Raw genomic sequence first — 22294 nt, 5'->3', positions numbered from 1 at the left:
TAATCTAGGGACGCCCCAGCCAAAACCAAGCCACTTAGTGACGAGTCTCCCGATGACCGACCGCCTGACGATCCGCCGCCCCGACGACTGGCACGTTCACCTTCGCGACGGCGCGATGCTCGATCATGTCGCGCGCTACACCGCGCGCCAGTTCGCCCGCGCGATCATCATGCCGAACCTGTCGCCGCCGGTGACGACCGCCGAGGAAGGCGCGGCGTACCGCGACCGCATCCGCGCGGCGGTCCCCGCCGGGCTCGACTTCACGCCGCTGATCGTCGCCTATCTCACCGATCACAGCGACGCCGACCAGATGGCCCGCGGCCACGCCGAAGGCGTTTTCACCGCAGCCAAGCTCTATCCGGCGCACGCCACGACCGGCAGCGCGCACGGCGTCACCGATATCGCGAACATCATGCCCGTGCTGGAACGCATGGCCGAAATCGGCATGCCGCTGCTCATCCACGGCGAAGTCACCGACCATGACGTCGACATCTTCGACCGCGAGGCGGTGTTCATCGACCGCACGCTCGCACCGCTGGTCAAAAAGCTGCCGCAGCTGAAGATCGTCTTCGAACATATCACCACGTCCGAAGCGGTCGATTTCGTGACGAGCGCGCCCGCCAATGTCGGCGCGACGATCACGCCGCAGCATCTCCACATCAATCGTAACGCGATGCTCGTCGGCGGCATCCGCCCGCACGCCTATTGCCTGCCCGTCGCGAAGCGCGAGCAGCACCGGCTCGCGGTGCGCGCCGCCGCGGTGTCGGGCTCGCCCAAATTCTTCCTCGGCACCGACAGCGCGCCGCACGCCGTGCACACCAAGGAAGCCGCCTGCGGCTGCGCAGGCATCTTCAACGCCCCCTATGCGCTCGAATCCTATATCGCGGTGTTCGACGAGGAAGGTGCGCTCGACAAGTTCGAAGGCTTCGCCAGCGAGCATGGCCCGAACTTCTACGGCCTGCCGCTCAACGGCGGTACGATCACGCTCGAGCGCGGCGAAACGGCGGTGCCCGGCACAATCGGCGAAGTCGTCCCCTTCCATGCCGGCGAAACGCTCGGCTGGCGGCTTATTTAAGCGACTTCGATCATCCGGTCGGCGCGCATCTTGCGCCACATGTCGAAACTGAACACCGCGATGCTCGCCCATATGAGCAGGAAACAGATCAGCTGCGCGGGCTTCAGCGGTTCGTGGAACACGAACAGGCTGAGGATGAACGCAATGCTCGGCGCCAGATATTGCACGAAGCCGAGCGCAGCGTAGCTCATCCTGCGCGCCGCCGTCGCAAACAGCAGCAGCGGCACCGCGGTCACCACGCCGCCCGCCATCAGCAACAGGCTGATCGAAGTCTCCGCCCCGAAACCGCGCCCGTCGCCGATCCAGAGATAATAGCCCGCCGCGACAAGCGCCGGCACCAGCAGCACCGTCGTCTCGATCGCCAGCCCCGGCAGCGAGCCCACCGGCACGATCTTGCGGATAAGGCCATAGGTGCCGAAGCTCAGTGCGAGCGTCAGGCTGATCCACAGCGTGTCGAGCGCGCCCGCGAGCAGGATTGCGACGCCGATCCCGGCGATCACCACCGCGACCAGTTGCAACCGCGACAGCCGCTCGCCGAGGAAGACCATCCCCAGCATCACATTGACCAGCGGATTGAGATAATAGCCGAGGCTCGCGGCGAGCACATGGTCGCTGAAGATGGCGTAGATATAGACGAGCCAGTTGACCGCGATCAGCACCGAGCTCGCGAGCAGCAGCCGCAACGTCTTCCAGTCCTTGAGCGCGATCAGATAGTCGCCGATCTGCCGCCGGAACGCCATGATCACGAAGCACAGCGGCAGCGACCAGACGATGCGCTGCGCCAGCACCTCGGCCGGCGGGACGCTCGTCAGCAGCTTGAAGAACAGCGGGACGAAGCCCCAGATGCCATAGGCCGCGAGGGCATAGGGCAGCCCGCCCTGATGGCTCCCCGCGGGGGCCGGTGTCGTCGCCATGGCGGTACGCCGTTCCGGATCAGATGATGCCGCCGCCGAGCATCAGGCGGACGACGCCGATGACGATGACGACGATATTGAGGTTCCGTCCCGCGGTGCGGTCGGACATTGCGCCGAGCGCGAGCCCCACGACGGCGAACGGAATGATCACCCAGTTCGCCCAGCCAAGCAGCGGGATGAACGCGAAAACGGCCAGAATCAGTGCGATAATGCCGATGACGATCGAGGTGATGTTGAGCATGCGCCCTATGTCGCATGGCCGCGCCCACCCTTCAAGGGCCTTTCGGTTCGTCGACGGATACGCTCGCTTCGTCTTGTTGCCCGAGGTTCATGCAACGGGTCGGCTACCCGGCTCGTTTTCCCGTTCGAAGCGCCCGGTCCCGGAAGGGATGAGGTGCCGATACCAGGAAAGGATAAAAAGATGCGTATTCTCACCAAAGGCCTGATGGGCATGTTCGTCGCGGCAAGCGTCGTCGGCACCGCCCCGGCCTATGCGGGCCTGTCGACCGCCGCTCCCGCGCAGGGCTACAGCAAGGCCGACACCGATGCGAATTTCTATCGCAAGAAGGATCGCCGCTATTACGCCTCGCGCGACCAGCGCGTGAATTCGAACACGCGGATCTGGCGCGGCAACGACGGCCGTTATCGCTGCAAGAAGGATAATGGCACCACCGGCCTGCTGATCGGCGGCGCTGTCGGCGGCCTTGCCGGTCACGAGATCGCGGGCAACGGCGACAAGCTGCTCGGCACGGTGCTCGGCGCCGCCGGCGGTGCGCTGCTCGGCCGCGAGATCGATAAGGACAAGTACCGCTGCCGCTAAGGGACAAGTACCGCTGCCGCTAAGCGACAGAAAACCGTCGCAGGTGTGGGTTCGAGACCCCTCCACCTGCACCATGTGATGGCGAGGGCGCCGACCGGAAGGTCGGCGCCCTCAACCATATCCGGCTTGCCCCGCCGCGCCGGTTCCCGCAGAAGCATCGGCCAACCGCTGCGGGAGAGAGAATATGTTGAACGGCCCCCTGCTCGTCACCGAACGGCTGATCCTGCGCCCGCCCGCCGCCGAAGATTTCGATGGCTTCGCCGCAATGTGCGCCGAGGAAGAGACGATGCGCTTTATCGGCGGCGCCTGCCCGCGCGCCTCGGCATGGCGGCTGTGGTGTACGCTCGCCGGAGCCTGGCACATCCGCGGCTATTCGATGTTCTCGGTGATCGAGCGCGACACCGGCGAATGGGTCGGCCGCCTCGGGCCGTGGGAACCCGACGGCTGGCCGGGGCACGAGATTGCCTATGGCGTCCGGGCGAAGTTCGCGGGCAAGGGCTATGCCTTCGAAGGCGCGGTGGCAGCCTGCGATTTTGCGGTCGAATTCCTGAAATGGCCCGACTTTCTCCATTGCATCGATCCGGACAACACGCGTTCGCAGGCGCTCGCGCAGCGGCTGGGTGCAACGAACAGCGGCCCGACCCGCCTGCCCGCGCCGTTTCAGGATGCACCCGTCGACGCTTGGCGCCAGACCGCCGACCAGTGGCGGATAAAACGCAAGGAGTTCCTGCCGTGAGCGATCATCACATAGACCCCGAACGCACTCAATTCGACGCCTTCAAGGCGCTGCCCCGCGACACGAAGATCCACATGCTCAACCTCGTCCGCTTCAAGGACAAGGCGACCTATCCCGCCGATCACCCGCTCGCGGGCGCCGGTCTCAGCGGCGCCGAAGCCTATGCCAATTACGGCACCGACAGCGGCGCCGTCTTCCAGCGCGTCGGTGGCAGCATCGTCTGGCGCGGGTCGATGGAGGCAATGGTCATCGGCCCCGATGGCGAAAAATGGGACGCGATGTTCGTCGCCGAATATCCAAACAGCGGCGCGTTCATGGAGATGGTGACCGACCCCGTCTATCGCCAGGCGGTGGTCCACCGGCAGGCCGCCGTCGAGACCTCGCGGCTCATCCGCACGGCGCCCGGGCTGATTCCGTCTCGCTCCGGCACAGTTTTCGGCTAACAAAGTCTTACCCGTTAACGCATTTTATTTGGGCCTTTTTAACCAGGATCGGGCATTCCGGGGGCGATATTAAGGGAGTGTTAGCTATGATCGTGCGGGGAAAATGGCTGGTTGCCGGTTTGCTGATTGCGACCGCGCCGCTTGCGGGCTGCCGCGATAATCCTGACGCCAAGGCCGATCTCGCGCCGCTCGACGACGGCCTGACCAATGCCGATCCGGCGGTCAAGGGCGCGCTCGAGGACAAGATCATGGTCGACCCGAAACTGACGGGTCAGGCGAACAAGAATGCCGTGGGGCCGGGGAACAAGCCGGTCGACGGCGGCGTTCCGGGCGTTGCCGGCGGCAAGGCGGCGACCGCGGCCGAAGCCGCTGCCGCGCAGGCTGCGGGCAAGCTGCTCGCCGCGCCGAAAGCCCTGCCCTTCGAGGAAAATTGCGACGGCAATTGCGGCAAGCGTCCGGTCACGATCGGCGCGCTCGCCCGCGACCAGCAAAAAGGCAGCTGCGACGCCAAGCTGACCTATGGCAATGCCTGGGCCGATCGCCTGCCGGCCGCGTTCAAGGTCTATCCGCGCGCGACGCTGCGCGAGGCCGCGGGCGTCGCCGGCGGCAAGTGCAACATCCGCGTCGTGAATTTCCAGACTGCAGCCTCGATGCAGGCGGTACTCGACTATTACCACACGATGGCAATCCGCGCCGGCTATACCAGCGATCACCGCGTCAAGGGCGACGAGCATATGCTCGGCGGCACGAAAGGCGATCTCGCCTTTGTCGTGATGCTGCGCCGCGACGGCGGGATGACCGACGTCGACCTGGTGGCTTCCGGAGGCAAATAAACCCTCACAACGAACACAGTGAAAAAGGCCCCGGGGAGAGGGAACCCCGGGGCCTTTTTCATGCGCGACGAAACGCGTCAGATCTTGTTGCCGAGCGCGCCTTCGACCTTGCCCTTCAGGTTCTGGGCTTCGCCCTTGCGTTCCTGCGCTTCGCCTTCGACGCGCAGGCGTTCGTTGTCGGTCGCCTTGCCGATCGCCTGCTTCGCATTGCCGGCGGCTTCGTTGGCGAGGCCTTTGGCTTTGTCTTTCAGTTCACCCACAGGGGTTCTCCTTGCTATCGAGGCGGGGGAGCAGCCTCGTGCAGGAGAAACGGACGGAAGAGCGCCAACGTTCCTGCCCCGCAAGGCAAACCGTTCAGGGGAAAGGACAATCCGATCGAGGATCAGTCGTGCCGCGCCGCGATCCTGTCCAGCGCGGCCGGATCGCGGATCGTGATGCGATTGTAATCGACCGCGATCACTCCTGCCTCCTCGAAGCCGCGCAGCAGCTTGTTGACGCTCTGCCGCGTCACCCCCAGCATCGCCCCCAATTGCTCCTGCGGCAGGCGGAGGCCAAGCTCGGTCCCAGCCGCGCCGGCGACACCGTGAAGGCGCGCAAGGTCGGCGAGCGTCGCGGCCATCCGCTGATCGAGCGAGCCGAGCTTCTGGTCGTTGAGCTGGCGCAGGCTGTCGCCGTGCCGCGCACACATCAACAAGGCGACGTCGCGCCACAGGATCGGGTGGGCGTCGAGGATCGCGGTCAGACCGTCGCACGGCAGGTGCAGCAGCACGCTGTCCTCATAGGCGCTATACACATAATGGATCGGCGGCGCGGCGAGCAGGCGGACGATCGCGAGGATTTCGGGCGGCCCCTGCACGCTCAGGACGAATTTCTTGCCTGCCGCGGATCCGCGGCTGACCTCGACCCCGCCCGACGCAATGACGAAGGCCTCGCGTTTTTCGGGGTCTTGCGCATAGATTTCGGCGCCGCGCGGATAGTGCTCTGCGCGCGCTATGGCCGCGAGGTCGGCTATCGGCGCATCGGGCCAGCCTGCAAAGAGCGGACAGCGGCGCAGTATCTCCTGCCGCTCGCCCTGCGACCATGCCCCGGGCCGTGTCGCCATAACCGCCGCTCCTCCCGTTTCCGGCCTTACGCGTACCCGGGAAAATTCCCAAGAGATTGTCGGCCGGATGACAGACTGGCGGCGGCGCTCCATCTAACGCGCCGCAGTCCCCTTTTCAGGAGTCGCATGCGATGAAGAGCCTGCTTGCCCTTTTTGCGATGGTCGCCGCCTTTGTGGCCGGCCCGGCCACCGCCGCCCCGGTCACCGAAGACGAAGCCTATGCGATCGGCATCGAGGCCTATACCTATGCCTATCCGCTGGTCCTGATGGAAACGACGCGGCGGGTATCGACCAACGCCGGCGTTCCCGGCCGCCTCCGCGCGCCGGTCAACCGGTTCGCGAACATGCAATCCTACCCCGACGCGACGTTCAAGGATGTCGTGCGGCCCAACGCCGACACGCTCTATTCCTCGCTGTGGTTCGACGTCGGCAAGGAACCGCTGATCCTGAAGCTGCCGAACACGCAGGGCCGCTATCATGTCATCCCGTTGATGGACATGTGGACCGATGTCTTCGCAACGCTCGGCACCCGGACGACGGGCAATGAAGGCGGCACCGTCGCGATCGTCGGCCCGCACTGGCAGGGCAAGCTGCCCGACGGGATGCGGATGGTGCGCAGCCCGACCGAAATGGGCTGGATCATCGGCCGCATCCAGACGAACGGGCCCGCCGACTATGACCATGTCCACGCGCTCCAGAAGGGGCTGTGGGCGATGCCGTTGTCCGGATGGGGCAAGCCCAGCCCGGTGTTCGCGGCGCCGCAGGCGGACCTGTCGGTCGACATGAAGACCCCGCCGGTCGATCAGGTCGCGCAAATGGCACCGCAGGCCTTTTTCGCCACCTTTGCCGAACTGATGAAACGCAACCCGCCGCACGCCAGCGACAATTCGATCGTGCTGCGGATGGAACGCCTCGGCATCGTGCCGGGGCAGAGCTTCGACCTGTCGAAGGCCGATCCCGCCGTCCAGCGCGGCCTCGCCCGCGCCGCCGCCGAAGCCTATCCGCGCATCGTGAACCGCCGCAAGGCGATCCCCCTCACCCGCAACGGCTGGGGCTCGATGGGCGCCAATATCGGCGTCTATGGCAACGACTATCTGCAACGCGCCTTCATCGGCTTCGCCGGCCTTGGTGCGCTGCCGCCCGAGGAAGCCATCTATCCGATGGCGCCCGTCGACAGCGACGGCAAGCCGCTCAACGGCGCTTCGAACTATGTCCTGCACTTCGAAAAGGACCAGATTCCGCCCGCCGATGCCTTCTGGTCGCTGACCATGTATGGCGCCGACCAGTTCTTCGTCGCGAACCCGATCAATCGCTTCGCGATCGGCGACCGCAACAAGCTGGCCTTCAACCCCGACGGCTCGCTCGACCTCTACATCCAGAACGCCTCGCCGGGCGCCGACAAGGAAGCCAACTGGCTCCCCGCCCCCGCCGGCCCGTTCACGATGAACCTGCGGCTGTATCTCCCGCAGCGCCGCGCGACCGACGGAAGCTGGCTGGTGCCACCGGTGAAGCGGGTACCGTAAATCCCATTATCGTCATCCCGGCGAAAGCCGGGCTGACGATAAGATACTAGATCAACCCTGCAAGCGGGCTCGACGGATCGGCATATTTGCGCAGCCCCATGCGACCCGCCAGATAGGCATCGCGCCCCGCCTCGACCGCCAGCTTCATCGCCCGCGCCATGCGAATGGGGTCTTTCGCCTCGGCGATCGCGGTGTTCATCAGCACGCCGTCACAGCCGAGTTCCATCGCGACCGCGGCATCGCTCGCCGTCCCGACGCCCGCATCGACGAGCACGGGCACCGAGGCACCCTCGACGATCAGGCGGATCGTCACGCGGTTCTGGATGCCCAGCCCCGACCCGATCGGTGCGCCCAGCGGCATGATCGCCACCGCGCCCGCATCCTCGAGCTGCTTCGCCGCGATCGGATCGTCGACGCAATAGACCATCGGGAGAAAGCCCTCTTTCGCGAGCACCTCGGTCGCTTCCAGCGTCTCGCGCATGTTGGGATAGAGCGTCTTCGCCTCGCCGAGCACTTCCAGCTTCACCAGATCCCAGCCCCCGGCCTCGCGCGCCAGCCGTAGCGTCCGGATCGCGTCGTCGGCATTGAAGCAGCCCGCGGTATTCGGCAGATAGGTGATCTTCTTCGGATCGATAAAGTCGGTCAGCATCGGCGCGGTCGGGTCCGACACATTGACGCGGCGCACCGCGACGGTGACGATTTCCGCCCCCGATGCCTCGACCGCCGCGGCATTCTGTTCGAAATCCTTGTATTTGCCGGTGCCGACGATCAGCCGCGACGTGAAATTCCGCCCGGCAACACTCCAACTGTCGGTCAACACCCGCCTCCTACGAAATGAACGATTTCCAGCGCATCGCCTTCGGCGAGCGCGACGTCGGCCAGCGTCGAGCGCGGCACGATTTCGCGATTGCGCTCGACCGCGACCTTCTTGACGTCGAGGCCGAGCGACGCGACGAGATCGGCGATGCTGCCTTCGCGCACCTGCCGGGGTTCGCCGTTGAGAATGACCGAGATCACGCCGGAATCCGCCTCGCTTTGCCTTTTGCCGAGCAGCCCATATAGGGGGAGCGCATTTCGCCGCAACCGAAAGACCGCGCATTGACCGATAAGCCTGTCGTCTACGTCCTGAGTGGGCCCAACCTCAACCTGCTCGGAACGCGCGAGCCGGAGATTTACGGGCACGACACGCTGAACGACATTCACGCGCGGCTGGAGGCGCAGGCGGCCGAACTCGGCCTCAGCCTCGAATGCCGCCAGACGAACCACGAAGGCACGCTGATCGACTGGCTGCACGAGGCCTATGTCGCGGGCGCCAAGGCAGTGCTGCTCAACGCGGGCGGCTATACCCACACCTCGATCGCGATCCACGACGCGATCAAGTCGATCAAGGTGCCGGTGATCGAGGTTCATCTGTCGGACCCGATGCAGCGCGAGCAATTCCGTCACATCAGCTATGTCGGCATGGCCGCCGTAGCGCATTTTGCAGGCCATGGTGCGAACAGCTATACGCTGGCGCTGGACGCCGCCGCCCGTCTCTGACAAGAGGGCGCATCAAAAAACGGGGTCCGGGCGTTGGAACCGCAACGCCGCAACAACAGGAAAATTCTCATGGGTGACCATAAAGACGATGGCATCAATATCGATCCGGCTTATGTCCGCGCGCTCGCAGAGCTGCTCGACGACACCAGCCTTACCGAGATCGAAGTCGAGGACGGCGACCGCAAGGTTCGCGTCGCACGCAAGGTAACGGCCGCCGCCGCGACGCCCGTCGCTTATGCGCCCGCACCTGTCGCGGTGCCCGTCGCCGCACCGGCCGCGCCCGCCGCAGCGGCGCCCGCCGCCCCCGCCGCCGACAGCTTCGCCGACGCGGTGAAATCGCCAATGGTCGGCACCGTCTATCTGTCGCCCGAACCCGGCGCACCCAATTTCGCGACCGCCGGCTCGGCCGTGAAGGCCGGCGACACGATCCTGATCATCGAGGCGATGAAGGTCATGAACCCGATCGTCGCACCCACGGCGGGCACGCTGAAGGCCGTGTATGTCGAGAACAGCCAGCCGGTCGAATTCGACCAGCCGCTGTTCACCATCGGCTGAAGCCACAATGGCCATTGAAAAGCTCCTGATCGCCAACCGCGGCGAGATTGCGCTGCGCATCCACCGCGCGTGTCACGAAATGGGCATCAAGACCGTCGCGGTCCACTCGACCGCCGACACCGATGCGATGCACGTCCGCCTTGCCGACGAAGCCGTGTGCATCGGGCCGCCGGCCGCGAAGGACAGCTATCTCAACATCCCCGCGATCATCTCGGCCGCCGAAATCACCGGCGCCGACGCGATCCACCCGGGCTATGGCTTTCTGTCGGAGAACGAGCGCTTCGCCGAGATCATCGAAGCGCACGACATGATCTTCGTCGGGCCGAAGCCCGAACATATTCGCACCATGGGCGACAAGGTCGAGGCGAAGCGCACTGCGGTGAAGCTGGGCCTCCCCGTCGTTCCGGGCTCGCCCGGCGCGGTGACCTTCAGCGAGGAAACCAAGAAACTCGCGCAGGAAATCGGCTACCCTGTCCTGATCAAGGCCGCGTCGGGCGGCGGCGGGCGCGGCATGAAGGTCGTTCCCGACGAGGACAGCCTCGAAAGCCTGATGGGTCAGGCTTCGTCCGAAGCGGCCGCCGCCTTCGGCGATCCGACCGTTTATATGGAAAAATATCTCGGCAACCCGCGCCACATCGAATTCCAGGTGTTCGGCGACGGTCAGGGCAATGCCATCCATCTCGGCGAGCGCGACTGCTCGCTCCAGCGCCGCCACCAGAAAGTGCTCGAGGAAGCCCCCTCGCCGATCATCTCGGCCGAGGAACGCGCGCGCATGGGCAAGGTCTGCGCCGACGCGATGGCCGAAATGGGCTATCGCGGCGCCGGCACGATCGAGTTCCTGTGGGAAAATGGCGAGTTCTTCTTCATCGAGATGAACACGCGCATCCAGGTCGAGCATCCGGTGACCGAGATGATCACCGGCTTCGACCTCGTCCGTGAACAGATTCGTATCGCCGGCGGCGCGGGGCTGTCGGTCAAACAGGAAGACCTCGAATTCCGCGGCCATTCGATGGAATGCCGCATCAATGCCGAGGATCCGCGCACCTTCCTGCCCTCGCCGGGCAAGGTGACGAACTATCACGCGGCAGGCGGCATGCATGTCCGCGTCGATAGCGGGCTCTATGCCGGCTATTCGATCCCGCCCTATTACGACAGCATGATCGGCAAGCTGATCGTCTATGGCCGCAGCCGCGAAAGCTGCATGATGCGGATGCGCCGCGCGCTCGAGGAAATGGTGATCGGCGGCGTCAAGACGAACATCCCGCTCCATCAGGCGCTGCTCGCCGATCCCGACGTCATCCACGGCGACTATACGATCAAGTGGCTGGAAGAATGGCTTGCGCGGCAGGACGAGGACGGCGCGGCCTGACCTTCGCCCACAAGCGGTAGAGTGTGCGCTAGCTCACTTTAACTAGGGAGAGTTTTTGGCTATGGCCTTCGTCATGGTCAAAAAGTCTCTCCTTTCGCTGCGCCCGACTGCGGCGCTGTTGCTCCCCCTGACGCTGCTTGCAGCGCCCGCCTTCGCTCAGGCGGTCAAGGAGGATTCGGTCGTCCTTCAGCCCGACAAGGTCAAGGACGACGCCCCGGTCGTCGAGACCGTCGGCGAGGCCAATCTGCCGAGCTGGTCGGTGGCGAACGCAAAGGCGCTGCTCGCCTTCGTCAAGTCCGTCGGCGACGAGGGCCTGTTCCCGAAGGATTATAATCCCGACGGTCTGCAGGCCGCGATCGACAGCGGCAGCCAGATCCAGCTCGACAAGACCGCGACCGACAGCTTCCTGCTGCTCGCCACGCACATGCGTGACGGCCGCACGCCGAACGCCGCGCGCAAGCAGTGGTTCATGACCGACAGCGATGCCGACAGGACCCCTCTCGTGCCGCTGCTTACTGCGGCGCTGGTGTCGGGGACGGTTCCCCAGGCGCTGGTCGGGCTCGATCCGGTTCACAAGAATTTCGCGGTCCTGAAGGCCTCGCTCAAGTCGGCGAAGACGCCCGCCGACGCCAATGCGATCCGCGTGAACATGGAGCGCTGGCGCTGGATGCCGCGCGACCTCGGCGATCGCTACGTCGTCAGCAACGTTCCCGAATATCTGACCCGCGTCGTTCATGGCGGCACGATCATCGCAACGCACAAGGCGGTCGTCGGCAAGCCGACGACGCCGACGCCCCAGCTCAACCCGATGGCGACCGGCGTCATCGTCAACCCGACATGGACGCTGCCGAAGAGCATCATCGCCGAGGGTATCGGCGCCACGATCGCCTCGCGCCCCGCTGCGGCGCGCGCGCAGGGCTATACCTGGACCGGCAGCGGCAAGACGCTTTCGGTGGTCCAGCAGCCCGGCCCGGGCAACGCGCTCGGCGTGATGAAGATGGAGATGCTCAACCCGCACGCGATCTACCTGCACGACACCCCGTCGAAGGGGGCCTTTGCGTCGACCGCGCGTGCGTTCAGCCATGGCTGTATCCGCACCGACAAGGCGCTGCATTTCTCGGGCCTGATGGCGGTCTATTTCGCCGGTCGCAGCCCGGAGGAATTCGGCGAGGCGATCGCCAGCGGCAAGACGACGAAGTTCACCTTCGAACAGCCCTTCCCCGTCTATGTCGCCTACTGGACGGTCATCCCCAACGCCGCGGGCACGGGCGTCAGCAAGCTGGCCGACATCTACGGCCGCGACGCGCCCGTGGTGGCCAGCTTCGCCAAGCCCGGCCGCAACGCCGCGGTCATGATCTCGCCGAACCCGCCGGCGGTGGTGCCGACGGTGGGCGCGCCGATCACGACTGGCGGACAGTAAGTTCCCGTACCACGCAACTTCTGCTCCCCGGCGAAAGCCGGGGCCCATCGAAGATCGCGTGGAGATATAGACCCCGGCTTTCGCGGGGGAGCATCTGGCAGGCTATCGAATCAATCCGCGGTCTTCGGGATCGTCGTACCCGCACTTGTACGGATCAGATTCTCGCTCCCCGGCAGCGGATCGTTCGGGGGCATCTGGAAGGGCGCGGCCGGGGGTACCGGCGGCGGCACGCTCAGCTTGTCGGCGAACAGCAGGCGGCCCGGCCCCAGCTTGTAGAGCACCATCGGCAGCAGTTCTTCGCCGAACACGAAACAGCCTTCGCTCCGTCCCAGCTTGCCCTGCGTCGCGATCAACGACGGATCGGCATACCAGGCGCCGTGGATCACGATCGCGCGCATGTCGGCGTTGTTGTTGTCGGGCTCCAGCCCCGCGAGGCGCATCGAAGACCCGTTCGAGCCCCAATAATAGTCGCTGGTGCGATAGGCCCCGCGCGAGGAAGCGAGCGAGCCCGGCGCGTTCGAGAAACGCTTGAGCCAGCCGTCATGCTGCGGATCGGATCCGCGGCCATGCGTCACCGGGAACATCTCGATCTTGCCCGCGACCATGTCGACGAGCGCGAAGCGTGGACGCGATGACGGCAGGCCGAAATCGACGATGCCGACGCGGTCGCTCTGGTGGATGTTGCGCGACTGAAGTGCGAGTTGCCTTTTCGCGACGGCCAGATAGTCGACCGGCGCCTGCACGGGCGCGGGTACCGGCGCCAGCGGCGGCAGCGATGCCGACGGCGATGTCTGGGCAATCCAGTCGGACAAGGGCGCGGCACGCGCCGACGTCGCGGCCAGCGCACCCGCGCCCGCCATTGCCGCCAGCAGCTTCCGCCGATCAATCAATTCATTCACGTAAACAGCAACCCCGCAATGGCCGCCTCTGGCGGTCCCTCGACTTTGCATAAGTCGTTGTCCGGACCGGGAAAGGCAAGCTGGTGGTTCCCCTTCATGCCGCAGGATGTGCCATATATGCCATGAATAGCGGGTTTACGCTGCGGTAAGCTCCCGTTAGGGCGGCGGAATGAAGGCTACCATCTGGCACAACCCCGCCTGCGGCACCTCGCGCAAGACGCTGGCGATTCTCGAAGAGACCCCCGGCGTCGAGGTCGAGGTCGTACAATATCTCAAGACGCCCTACACCGCCGACAAGCTCCGCCAGCTTTTCCGCGACGCCGGCCTGACCGCCCGCGACGCGCTCCGCCTGCGCGGCACCGATGCCGAGGAACGCGGCCTGAAGGAAGCCGACGAGGACGCGATCGTCGCCGCAATGGTGGCGAACCCCGCCTATGTGGATCGCCCCTTCGTCGAGACCGAAAAGGGCGTCCGCTACTGCCGCCCGCAGGATCTGGTGCGCGAGATTCTCTGATCTTTGCGATGCCTCATTGCTGAGCTATCCTTCTGCCGTTCGGCGAGGGAGGAATGGATGCGCATTTTCGCTGCGTTTCTGATCAGTTGCGTCGCGGGGCTTGTCGCAAACCCGGCGACCGCAAAGCCTTCGACGATTTCAAAGACCGAAGCACGGTCGCTTCCGTCCCGGGACGTCGAGCGCCGGGTCATGCGGCAATTATCGGAAATTCTCGAAGAAGAGCGGTTCGAAGGGCGAAAGCCGCCGACCCGCGTGCTGACCGACATGTTCTTCACGACGCCGCCCCATGCCACCTACGTCCCGGGTCTATGTGTCGTCGATCGATTGACCGTCAGCTTCACACCGCATCCGAAGATGGCAAAGCCCGATGCCGATACGCCGGTCAGGGCCAACGGCTTCAGCGCCGAACGTTTCTATCGCTTCGCGCAACGCCCCGATGCCGGCTATCATCAGCTGCTCGCCGAAGACTATCACCCCGACGACTCCCGGTGCAGCGGCGCGCTTTGGAAGGATGAGTTCTTTCGTGCGCCGAGCGAAGAAATCGCCGCGGACGGCTATTTCGTCGCGCATCGAGCTCTGGATGCGATCCTCGCGGGCACCCCGCCCTTTCCGTTCACCTGCGAAAAATTCCCGATGGAAACAGCCCTCGGCTGCAGCGACCTCGCGCGGATGCTGAAGGAGGGGGAAATCGACAGCATTGATCGGTGCGAGGAAAGCGACGCGACCACTGCCGGGAATAATTGCTTCGCCATCAGGTCTGGCGACCGCGAATTGCGCATTCTTGCCAGTCCCCACGCATCCGGCCCGAACGTCCCGCCGCCCCTGACGATTGCGTCTGTGCATATCGGATCGCTCATAGTGCTGGTGCACGAAAGGGTCGATTGAGCGTCGACCTTCGCTCTGGACAGAATCGCTCCCCCGTGGCTACCCGCGCGGCATGGGAATCATCGCAACGATCATGAACACCGCCACCGGCCAGCCCCTTCAGAAGATGAGCTTCGGCCGCATGCCCAAACCCTGGGCGAGCTTCACGCTGGAGACCGGCCAACTCGTCACCGCCGAGCGCATCGACGTCGGCAAACCCGCGCCGGGCAAATTCGCCGCTCCGGTCAGCATCTGGGTGACGGTCAAGCCGAAGGACTGATCCGCCCGCCGGCAATGTGAAAACGCGTCACCGGCCCCGGCATCGCGTCGAACAGCGCCGCCTCGGTCCCGGTGAGCCACGCCTGCCCGCCCTGCCCCGCCAGCCGCTCGTAGAGCGCGGCACGGCGCGAGGGGTCGAGATGTGCCGCGACCTCGTCGAGCAGCAGCACCGGGCGCGCGCCGCGCAGCCGCGCGACGCAGTCGCTGTGCGCGAGGACGAGCGACAGCAGCATCGCCTTCTGCTCGCCCGTCGAACAGCGCCCCGCCGAGCGGCCTGTCGCGGCGTGAACGGCGTTCAGGTCGTCGCGGTGGGGGCCCGCGGTCGCGCGGCCTGCCGCCGCGTCGATCCGGCGGCGGCTCGCGAACAGCGCCTTCAGTGCCGCAGCGTCATGGGGCGCTGCGCGCGGGGCGCCGTCGCTGTCGACCAGCGTCAGCAGCGGCCGCGCAAAGGGTGCGTCGGGCTGCCCCGCCAGTTCGGCCGACAGCGCCGCCAGCGTCGCCTGCCGCGCCGCATCCATCGCCGCGCCATGCTCGGCGAGTTGCGCCTCGAGGCTCGCCAGCCATTGCGGGTCGGCGCTCGCCGGATCGGCCAGCAGCTTGCCGCGCGCCCTCAGCGCCGCTTCGTACCGGTTGCTGTGCTGCGCATGGCGCGGATCGAGCGCGAGGACGAGCCGGTCGAGAAAGCGCCGCCGGTTTCCCGCGGTCTCGACGAACAGCCGGTCCATCGCCGGGGTCAGCCACAGCACCGCGATCCACTCGCCCAGCGATGCGGCCGCGGCCGACGCGCCGTTGATCCGCACGATCCGCCGTCCCGGATGCGCGGGCTCGATCCCCGTTCCCAGCGCGACCGGCGCCAGACCGGTGCCCGCCAGCACCTCGGCAAAGATCGCAAAGCCCCCGCTCGCTCCGTCGCGCACCATGTCGGACAGCGCCGCGCGTCGCAGCCCGCGTCCGGGCGCGAGAAGCGAGATCGCCTCCAATATGTTCGTCTTGCCCGCGCCATTGTCGCCGTGCAGCGCCACAAGGCCGGGGGTGGCCGCCATGTCCGCGCCCGCATGGTTGCGAAAATCGGTCAGCGAAAGGCGGGCGAGCGTCATCTCCCTTTCGCCTACCGCAGCCTCCGCACCGATGCCACCCCCGCCCGCGCCCGATTTCGGAACGAAAATTTTCCCATAATCGGTATTTTTCCCCATCCACTCGCAAAAACCGCTTTGAAATATAATTTCTGAATCCGAAAAACGGCAGTTAACCGCCAATGAATGAAATTGGCACGCGTCCTGCATTACATCGGGCATCCACCGGATGGTCCGGATGGAGGATAAAAAAGGATAGTATGATGGCCCACTTCTCGATCGACTCGTTCAAGAGCTACGCGGTTGCCGCGGTTGCCACGGCTTATTGCTCGCTCATGTTCCTTGCCGCTGTCGGCCCGAACGCTGCGCACTTCGGTGGTCTGGTCGCCTGACCAGACCCCGTCGCCAGCCAAAAACGCCGGCCTGACGGCCGGGATCGAAAGGAAAGAAATGAACCAGGGTTTTCGCAAGAATCGTCGCAACGGGATGATCTTCGGCGTGTGCGCCGGGATGGCAGACCAGTTCGGCATCGATGTCTTGTGGACGCGCGTCGCCTTTGTCGCCCTGACGCTCCTCGGCTTCGGCCTGCCTCTGTTGCTGTACCTCGCCGTCGCGATCCTCGCGCCCTAGGACAGCCCGGGCCGGCCGCCTTCAAGGCGCAGTCGCACCGGCCCGCACATTCCCAAGGACCAAGGGCTCACCGGTCATCCGGTGGGCCCTTTTCATTGCGTGGCGGTCTGGACCACGGCAATCCCGCGCGACAGACGCTGGCGGCGCAGCCATCCCCTGACCGCGCGATCGGCCATTGCCGCCGGCAGCGCAAGCAGCGTCACGCTCGCCAGATAGACCGCCAGCCCCGACGCGACCGACCCGGTCGCCGTCTTCGTCGCCTCGCCGATGAACAGCAGCGGCACGTGCAGCACATAGACGGGGTAGGAAATGTCGCCGAGCAGGCCGGCCGCCCGTTCGAGCACCCGCGGCACCTCCCACCGGATCGCGAGACACACGAGCAGCGGAAAGAGCAGCATGATGCTCATCCCCTGTACCGCACCTGTCAGCGCCGCGGGCGGCGTCCAGAGCAGGATCAACAGCGACAGCGCGATCGGCACCGGCGCCAGCCAGGTCACGCGCCGGGTCGCCGCGATGCCCGACCGGAAGATCAGCACGCCCGCGAGGAAGGAATAGAGCGTGCGCGGAATCCCTCCCCAAATGGTCGGCCAGTCCGCCCCCAGATCGAAGAAGTGCGGCGGCGCGGCCATCGCGATCAGGGCGGCGCCCGCGGCGACGGTCAGTGCCGCCAGCGCCGTGGTCCTGAGCTTCCAGAGGCCGAGCGCGAAGGCCAGCCCCACCAGAATCTCGAACGACAGCGACCAGCCCGGAATATTCAGCGGAAAGGTCCAGCGGTCGGCCGGCGCGGGCAGCATCAGCAAATTGGCCAGCGTGATACCGGCGAACCATTTGGGCGCTGCGGCCGCAGCGCCATTGGCGACGAAACCCGCCACCGCCACGAGGCAGCCGAGCAGCCACAGCGGATAGAGGCGTTCCAGGCGCAGGATCATGAAACCCCCGGCGCCAAGCCCCTGCTTCAACCGCTCCGAATAGCTCATCGCGATCACGAAACCGCTCAGGACGAAGAACAGGTCGACCGCCAGAAAGCCCGGGAACCCGCCGACGAAATGATAGGCGGCAACCGCGAGCGCCGCGACGCCCCGGATGCCGTCGAGGGCATGAAATCTGGTTTCTCCGCGCATCGCCAAGGCCTTGTTAAAACGGATCGTTCCGTCGCCCTAGACAGCACAGATGGACAATCGGTGAAAGAAGCACCGTCCCCGAAACGGATCGGGACGACGCGCCTCGGGGCAAAGAGAAAGCCCCGCCGGATCGCTCCGGCGGGGCCTGTTTCTGTCAGCCCGAAAGCGGGGCGAAGATTATTCGCCGTCGCTCTGGATCAGGTAATCGCCCGCATCGGCGTCGGTGCCGTGGGTTTCACCCTCGACCGCACCCAGCGGATCGTCGCCGATCGCCGCTTCGGGGCCCTGCGCCAGTTCGGCGGCATGCTCGTCGGCAGCGCTCGCCGGAGCGATCAGGTCCGGGTTCGCGGCGCGCATGGCGGCACGCAGCGCGGCGTCCTTCGACGACGCGGTGACGCGGACGCGGTTCATGGCAGCGCCGGTACCCGCCGGAATGAGGCGGCCGACGATGACATTTTCCTTGAGACCCTGCAGCGAGTCGATCTTGCCCTGCACCGAAGCCTCGGTGAGAACGCGGGTCGTTTCCTGGAAGGACGCGGCCGAAACGAAGCTGCGGGTCTGCAGCGACGCCTTGGTGATGCCCAGCAGGACCGGGCGGCCCTCCGCAGGCACGCCGTTCTTCGGCAGCTTGGCGTTATACTCCATCATCTCCAGATAATCGAGCTGCTCACCCGGCAACAGCGTGGTGTCGCCGCCGCTGGTGATCTCGACCTTCTGCAGCATCTGGCGAACGATCACCTCGATGTGCTTGTCGTTGATCTTCACGCCCTGCAGTCGATAGACTTCCTGGATTTCGGCGACCAGATACTCGGCCAGCGCTTCCACGCCCATCACGTCGAGGATGTCGTGCGGGTTCGGCGAACCGCTGATCAGCGCGTCGCCGCGCTTGACCTGATCGCCTTCCTGCACTTCGAGAACCTTCGACTTCGGGATCAGATACTCGATCGAATCGCCCTCTTCCGGAACGATCGCGATCTTGCGCTTCGCCTTGTAGTCCTTCACGAATTCGATGCGGCCGCTGATCTTGGCGATCACCGCATTGTCCTTCGGGATGCGCGCTTCGAACAGCTCGGCAACACGCGGCAGACCGCCGGTGATGTCGCGCGTCTTCGACGCCTCGCGGGTCACACGGGCGAGAACGTCACCCGCCTGCACTTCCTGACCGTCCTCGACCGACAGCATCGTGCCGACCGCGAGCAGATAGCGCGCGGCTTCGCCCGAGGCGTCGTCGAGCAGCGTCAGGCGCGGCTGAAGGTCTTCCTTCTTGCCACGGCCGGCGGCGCGATATTCGATCACGACGCGCTGCGCGATGCCGGTCGCTTCGTCGACCTGCTCGATCAGCGTCTTGCTGTCGATCAGATCCTGATACTTCACGACACCGTGCTTTTCGGTGATCAGCGGCATGGTGAACGGATCCCATTCGGCAATCCGGTCGCCCTTCTTCACCTTCTCGCCGTCCTTGTGCATGATCTGCGCACCATAGGGCAGCTTGTGGGTCGCGCGCTCGCGGCCCTCGGCGTCGATGACCGCGATTTCGCCCGAACGCGACAGCGCCAGACGGCGGCCGCGCTGGTCGACGATCGTCGCCATTTCGCGATATTCGATCGTGCCGTCCGAAATCGCTTCGAGGTTCGACTGCTCGTTGACCTGCGCCGCGCCACCGATGTGGAACGTACGCATGGTCAGCTGCGTGCCGGGTTCACCGATCGACTGGGCGGCGATAACGCCGACCGCTTCACCGATGTTGACCGGCGTACCGCGCGCAAGGTCGCGGCCGTAGCATTTGCCGCAAACACCCAGCGTCGCTTCGCAGACCAGCGGCGAGCGGATCTTGACCGCCTGTACTTCGGCTTCCTCGATCTTCGCGACCATCGCTTCGTCGAGCAGCGTGCCGACCGGCGCGATGACATTGCCGTCCTTGTCGACGACGTCCTCGAGCGTGGTACGGCCGAGGATGCGCTCGCCCAGCGAGGCGATCGTCGAACCGCCCTGGATGATCGCGCGCATTTCCATGCCGCGTTCGGTGCCGCAATCGTCCTCGATCACGACGCAGTCCTGCGACACGTCGACCAGACGGCGGGTCAGGTAACCCGAGTTCGCCGTCTTGAGCGCCGTATCGGCCAGACCCTTACGCGCACCGTGGGTCGAGTTGAAATACTCGAGAACGGTGAGGCCTTCCTTGAAGTTCGAGATGATCGGCGTTTCGATGATCTCGCCCGACGGCTTGGCCATCAGGCCGCGCATGCCGGCGAGCTGCTTCATCTGGGCCTGCGAACCACGGGCACCCGAGTGCGCCATCATGTAGATGGAGTTGATCGGGGCCAGACGGCCGTCGTCCAGCTTCGGCGTCGCACGGATTTCGTCCATCATGGCGTTCGCCACCTTGTCGCCGCACTGCGACCAGGCGTCGATCGCCTTGTTGTACTTTTCCTGCTGCGTGATCAGGCCGTCCTGATACTGCTGCTCGAAATCCTTCACCAGCGCGCGGGTTTCGTCGACCATCCCTTCCTTCGACGCCGGAATGATCATGTCATCCTTGCCGAACGAGATGCCCGCCTTGAACGCGTTGCGGAAGCCCAGCGCCATGATGGCGTCGGCGAACAGTACGGTCTCTTTCTGGCCGGTGTGACGATAGACCTGGTCGATCACGTCGCCGATTTCCTTCTTCGTCAGAAGGCGGTTGACGACGTCGAAGGGCACGGTGTGCGACTTCGGCAGGCATTCGCCGATCAGCATGCGGCCCGGGGTCGTTTCGTAACGCTTGAGGTAGGTGTTGCCTTCCTCGTCGGTCTGCGGAACGCGGCTCTTGACCTTGGTGTGGAGCGTCACGGCGCCGACGTGCAGCGCCTGATGCACCTCGGCCATGTCGGCGAGCAGCATGCCCTCGCCCGGTTCGCCTTCGCGCTCCAGCGAGAGATAATAGAGACCGAGGACCATGTCCTGCGACGGAACGATGATCGGCTTGCCGTTCGCGGGGCTGAGGATGTTGTTGGTCGACATCATCAGCACGCGTGCTTCGAGCTGCGCTTCCAGCGACAGCGGCACGTGGACCGCCATCTGGTCACCGTCGAAGTCGGCGTTGAACGCGGCGCAGACCAGCGGGTGAAGCTGGATCGCCTTGCCTTCGATCAGAACCGGCTCGAACGCCTGAATGCCGAGGCGGTGAAGCGTCGGGGCGCGGTTCAGCAGGACCGGGTGCTCGCGAATGACTTCGTCGAGGATGTCCCAGACTTCCTTGCGTTCCTTTTCGACCCACTTCTTCGCCTGCTTCAGGGTCATCGACAGACCCTTGGCGTCGAGGCGCGCATAGATGAACGGCTTGAACAGCTCGAGCGCCATCTTCTTCGGCAGGCCGCACTGGTGCAGCTTGAGTTCCGGACCGGTCACGATGACCGAGCGGCCCGAATAGTCGACGCGCTTGCCGAGCAGGTTCTGACGGAAGCGACCCTGCTTGCCCTTGAGCATGTCCGACAGCGACTTCAGCGGACGCTTGTTCGCACCGGTGATCGTGCGGCCGCGGCGGCCGTTGTCGAACAGCGCGTCGACGGCTTCCTGCAGCATGCGCTTTTCGTTGCGGACGATAATGTCCGGCGCGCGCAGCTCCATCAGGCGCTTCAGGCGGTTGTTACGGTTGATCACGCGGCGGTACAGGTCGTTCAGATCCGACGTCGCGAAGCGGCCACCGTCGAGCGGCACCAGCGGGCGCAGTTCGGGCGGAATGACCGGCACGACCTCGAGGATCATCCACTCGGGACGGTTGCCCGATTCGATGAAGCTCTCGACGACCTTCAGACGCTTGATGATCTTCTTGGGCTTCAGCTCCGACTTGGTGGTCGCAAGCTCTTCCATCAGGTCGACGCGTTCCTGCTCCAGGTCGAGATTCTCGAGGAGCACGCGGATCGCCTCTGCGCCGATGCCGGCCGAGAAGGCATCTTCGCCATATTCGTCCTGCGCGTCGAGCAGCTCGTCTTCGGTCAGAAGCTGGAACTTCTCGAGCGGGGTCAGGCCGGGCTCAAGAACGATATAGGCTTCGAAATAAAGGACGCGCTCGAGCTGCTTCAGCTGCATGTCGAGCAGCAGGCCGATGCGCGACGGCAGCGACTTCAGGAACCAGATGTGCGCGACCGGAGCGGCGAGCTCGATATGGCCCATGCGCTCGCGGCGGACCTTGGTCACCGTGACTTCGACACCGCACTTTTCGCAGACGATGCCCTTGTATTTCATGCGCTTGTACTTGCCGCACAGGCATTCATAATCCTTGATCGGACCGAAGATGCGCGCGCAGAACAGGCCGTCACGCTCGGGCTTGAACGTGCGGTAGTTGATCGTTTCGGGCTTCTTGATCTCGCCGAACGACCACGAGCGGATGCGTTCCGGGCTCGCGATGCCGATCTTGATCATGTCGAAGGTTTCGGGCTTCGCGACCGGGTTCATGAAGTTGGTAAGCTGGTTCATGTCTTTGTCCTCAATCGAGGGAAAATCTTGAAATAGTTCAGTTGCCGGTGGCTGGGGCTTGAACCCGCACCCCTTTCGGGGACCACTGTAGTGATACGTCTACCAATTCCGTCACACCGGCATTTGATCC

25 protein-coding genes and 1 tRNA gene are annotated in these 22294 nt (G+C 65.1%); 15 read left to right on the top strand and 11 right to left on the bottom strand.

Features of this window, described 5'->3' with window-relative positions; genetic code table 11:
- Window positions 1-52: 52 nt before the first annotated feature.
- Window positions 53-1075 carry a dihydroorotase gene (pyrC, locus tag L7H23_RS16905; RefSeq protein WP_237837031.1) on the top strand — a complete coding sequence of 341 codons (1023 nt, stop codon included), beginning with the start codon at window positions 53-55 and terminating at the stop codon, window positions 1073-1075.
- On the opposite strand, the gene rarD is transcribed toward pyrC, so the two are convergent.
- Complete coding sequence (rarD, locus tag L7H23_RS16900; RefSeq protein ID WP_237837030.1) at window positions 1072-1989, bottom strand: EamA family transporter RarD; 918 nt, start codon at window positions 1987-1989, stop codon at window positions 1072-1074. The two genes, pyrC and rarD, sit on opposite strands and share 4 nt — an antisense overlap.
- A 19-nt stretch (window positions 1990-2008) precedes the next feature.
- Complete coding sequence (locus L7H23_RS16895) at window positions 2009-2230, bottom strand: hypothetical protein (protein WP_237837029.1); 222 nt, start codon at window positions 2228-2230, stop codon at window positions 2009-2011.
- A gap of 180 nt (window positions 2231-2410) precedes the next feature.
- Between L7H23_RS16895 and L7H23_RS16890 the strand changes: the two genes are divergently transcribed.
- The 4 genes from L7H23_RS16890 (at window position 2411) to L7H23_RS16875 (ending at window position 4821) form a co-directional block, all read left to right on the top strand.
- Window positions 2411-2809 (top strand): glycine zipper 2TM domain-containing protein, encoded by a 399-nt coding sequence (locus L7H23_RS16890; RefSeq protein WP_237837028.1) that lies wholly within the window; start codon window positions 2411-2413, stop codon window positions 2807-2809.
- Window positions 2810-2993: 184 nt separating this feature from the next.
- Complete coding sequence (locus L7H23_RS16885; RefSeq protein WP_237837027.1) at window positions 2994-3545, top strand: GNAT family N-acetyltransferase; 552 nt, start codon at window positions 2994-2996, stop codon at window positions 3543-3545.
- The gene (locus L7H23_RS16880) at window positions 3542-3988 is read left to right on the top strand and encodes a DUF1330 domain-containing protein (protein WP_237837026.1); all 447 of its coding nucleotides are present in this window, start codon (window positions 3542-3544) and stop codon (window positions 3986-3988) included. The genes L7H23_RS16885 and L7H23_RS16880 overlap by 4 nt, the downstream gene beginning before the upstream one ends.
- A gap of 86 nt (window positions 3989-4074) precedes the next feature.
- On the top strand, window positions 4075-4821 hold the full coding sequence (locus tag L7H23_RS16875) for a hypothetical protein (protein ID WP_237837025.1): 747 nt from the start codon (window positions 4075-4077) through the stop codon (window positions 4819-4821).
- A gap of 77 nt (window positions 4822-4898) precedes the next feature.
- Here the strand turns inward: L7H23_RS16875 and L7H23_RS16870 are convergent, their stop codons facing one another.
- Window positions 4899-5081 carry a CsbD family protein gene (locus tag L7H23_RS16870; RefSeq protein ID WP_237837024.1) on the bottom strand — a complete coding sequence of 61 codons (183 nt, stop codon included), beginning with the start codon at window positions 5079-5081 and terminating at the stop codon, window positions 4899-4901.
- Window positions 5082-5203: 122 nt separating this feature from the next.
- Entirely contained in the window at window positions 5204-5923 is a 720-nt protein-coding gene (locus tag L7H23_RS16865) for a Crp/Fnr family transcriptional regulator (protein WP_237837023.1), read from the bottom strand.
- 131 nt (window positions 5924-6054) lie between these two features.
- On the opposite strand from L7H23_RS16865, the gene L7H23_RS16860 reads away from it, so the two are divergent.
- Window positions 6055-7446, top strand: coding sequence for a DUF1254 domain-containing protein (locus L7H23_RS16860; RefSeq protein ID WP_237837022.1), 1392 nt, complete (start codon window positions 6055-6057; stop codon window positions 7444-7446).
- 46 nt (window positions 7447-7492) lie between these two features.
- Here L7H23_RS16860 and L7H23_RS16855 read toward each other — a convergent pair whose 3' ends face one another.
- A complete protein-coding gene (locus L7H23_RS16855) occupies window positions 7493-8263 on the bottom strand; it encodes a bifunctional sulfur carrier protein/thiazole synthase protein (protein WP_237837021.1) in 771 nt (256 codons plus the stop codon).
- Entirely contained in the window at window positions 8260-8463 is a 204-nt protein-coding gene (gene thiS / locus L7H23_RS18585) for a sulfur carrier protein ThiS (RefSeq protein WP_237837020.1), read from the bottom strand. The genes L7H23_RS16855 and thiS overlap by 4 nt, the downstream gene beginning before the upstream one ends.
- A gap of 81 nt (window positions 8464-8544) precedes the next feature.
- Here thiS and L7H23_RS16845 point away from each other — a divergent pair, with 81 nt between their 5' ends.
- The 4 genes from L7H23_RS16845 (at window position 8545) to L7H23_RS16830 (ending at window position 12329) form a co-directional block, all read left to right on the top strand.
- Window positions 8545-8985, top strand: a complete 441-nt coding sequence (locus tag L7H23_RS16845; RefSeq protein ID WP_237837019.1) for a type II 3-dehydroquinate dehydratase — start codon at window positions 8545-8547, stop codon at window positions 8983-8985.
- Window positions 8986-9054: 69 nt separating this feature from the next.
- Window positions 9055-9540, top strand: coding sequence for an acetyl-CoA carboxylase biotin carboxyl carrier protein (gene accB / locus L7H23_RS16840; RefSeq protein WP_237837018.1), 486 nt, complete (start codon window positions 9055-9057; stop codon window positions 9538-9540).
- A gap of 7 nt (window positions 9541-9547) precedes the next feature.
- The gene (accC, locus tag L7H23_RS16835; protein WP_237837017.1) at window positions 9548-10909 is read left to right on the top strand and encodes an acetyl-CoA carboxylase biotin carboxylase subunit; all 1362 of its coding nucleotides are present in this window, start codon (window positions 9548-9550) and stop codon (window positions 10907-10909) included.
- Between the two features lie 73 nt (window positions 10910-10982).
- The gene (locus tag L7H23_RS16830; RefSeq protein WP_237837016.1) at window positions 10983-12329 is read left to right on the top strand and encodes a L,D-transpeptidase family protein; all 1347 of its coding nucleotides are present in this window, start codon (window positions 10983-10985) and stop codon (window positions 12327-12329) included.
- Window positions 12330-12439: 110 nt separating this feature from the next.
- On the opposite strand, the gene L7H23_RS16825 is transcribed toward L7H23_RS16830, so the two are convergent.
- On the bottom strand, window positions 12440-13228 hold the full coding sequence (locus L7H23_RS16825) for a murein L,D-transpeptidase catalytic domain family protein (protein ID WP_237837015.1): 789 nt from the start codon (window positions 13226-13228) through the stop codon (window positions 12440-12442).
- Window positions 13229-13397: 169 nt separating this feature from the next.
- Between L7H23_RS16825 and L7H23_RS16820 the strand changes: the two genes are divergently transcribed.
- The 3 genes from L7H23_RS16820 (at window position 13398) to L7H23_RS16810 (ending at window position 14886) form a co-directional block, all read left to right on the top strand.
- A complete protein-coding gene (locus L7H23_RS16820) occupies window positions 13398-13742 on the top strand; it encodes an arsenate reductase family protein (protein ID WP_237837014.1) in 345 nt (114 codons plus the stop codon).
- A 189-nt stretch (window positions 13743-13931) separates the two neighbouring features.
- Complete coding sequence (locus L7H23_RS16815) at window positions 13932-14627, top strand: hypothetical protein (RefSeq protein ID WP_237837013.1); 696 nt, start codon at window positions 13932-13934, stop codon at window positions 14625-14627.
- Between the two features lie 52 nt (window positions 14628-14679).
- Window positions 14680-14886, top strand: coding sequence for a hypothetical protein (locus L7H23_RS16810; protein ID WP_237837012.1), 207 nt, complete (start codon window positions 14680-14682; stop codon window positions 14884-14886).
- On the opposite strand, the gene recF is transcribed toward L7H23_RS16810, so the two are convergent.
- Complete coding sequence (gene recF, locus L7H23_RS16805; protein ID WP_237837011.1) at window positions 14870-15982, bottom strand: DNA replication/repair protein RecF; 1113 nt, start codon at window positions 15980-15982, stop codon at window positions 14870-14872. The genes L7H23_RS16810 and recF overlap by 17 nt on opposite strands.
- Window positions 15983-16218: 236 nt before the next feature.
- On the opposite strand from recF, the gene L7H23_RS18560 reads away from it, so the two are divergent.
- Window positions 16219-16350: a hypothetical protein gene (locus tag L7H23_RS18560; RefSeq protein WP_275671211.1), complete on the top strand. Its 132-nt coding sequence runs from the start codon at window positions 16219-16221 to the stop codon at window positions 16348-16350.
- Between the two features lie 58 nt (window positions 16351-16408).
- Window positions 16409-16588 (top strand): PspC domain-containing protein, encoded by a 180-nt coding sequence (locus L7H23_RS16800; protein WP_058816939.1) that lies wholly within the window; start codon window positions 16409-16411, stop codon window positions 16586-16588.
- 92 nt (window positions 16589-16680) lie between these two features.
- Here the strand turns inward: L7H23_RS16800 and L7H23_RS16795 are convergent, their stop codons facing one another.
- The 3 genes from L7H23_RS16795 to L7H23_RS16785 form a co-directional block, all read right to left on the bottom strand.
- Entirely contained in the window at window positions 16681-17709 is a 1029-nt protein-coding gene (locus L7H23_RS16795; protein ID WP_237837010.1) for an acyltransferase, read from the bottom strand.
- Between the two features lie 177 nt (window positions 17710-17886).
- Window positions 17887-22164 (bottom strand): DNA-directed RNA polymerase subunit beta', encoded by a 4278-nt coding sequence (gene rpoC / locus L7H23_RS16790; RefSeq protein ID WP_237837009.1) that lies wholly within the window; start codon window positions 22162-22164, stop codon window positions 17887-17889.
- Between the two features lie 42 nt (window positions 22165-22206).
- Window positions 22207-22285, bottom strand: a tRNA-OTHER gene (locus L7H23_RS16785).
- Between the last annotated feature and the right edge of the window lie 9 nt (window positions 22286-22294).

This window comes from Sphingopyxis sp. BSN-002 (assembly GCF_022024275.1).
In the GTDB taxonomy this organism is placed as follows: domain Bacteria; phylum Pseudomonadota; class Alphaproteobacteria; order Sphingomonadales; family Sphingomonadaceae; genus Sphingopyxis.
Note: the sequence above shows the minus strand (reverse complement) of the source record. Positions and strands in the feature narration are given on the sequence as shown.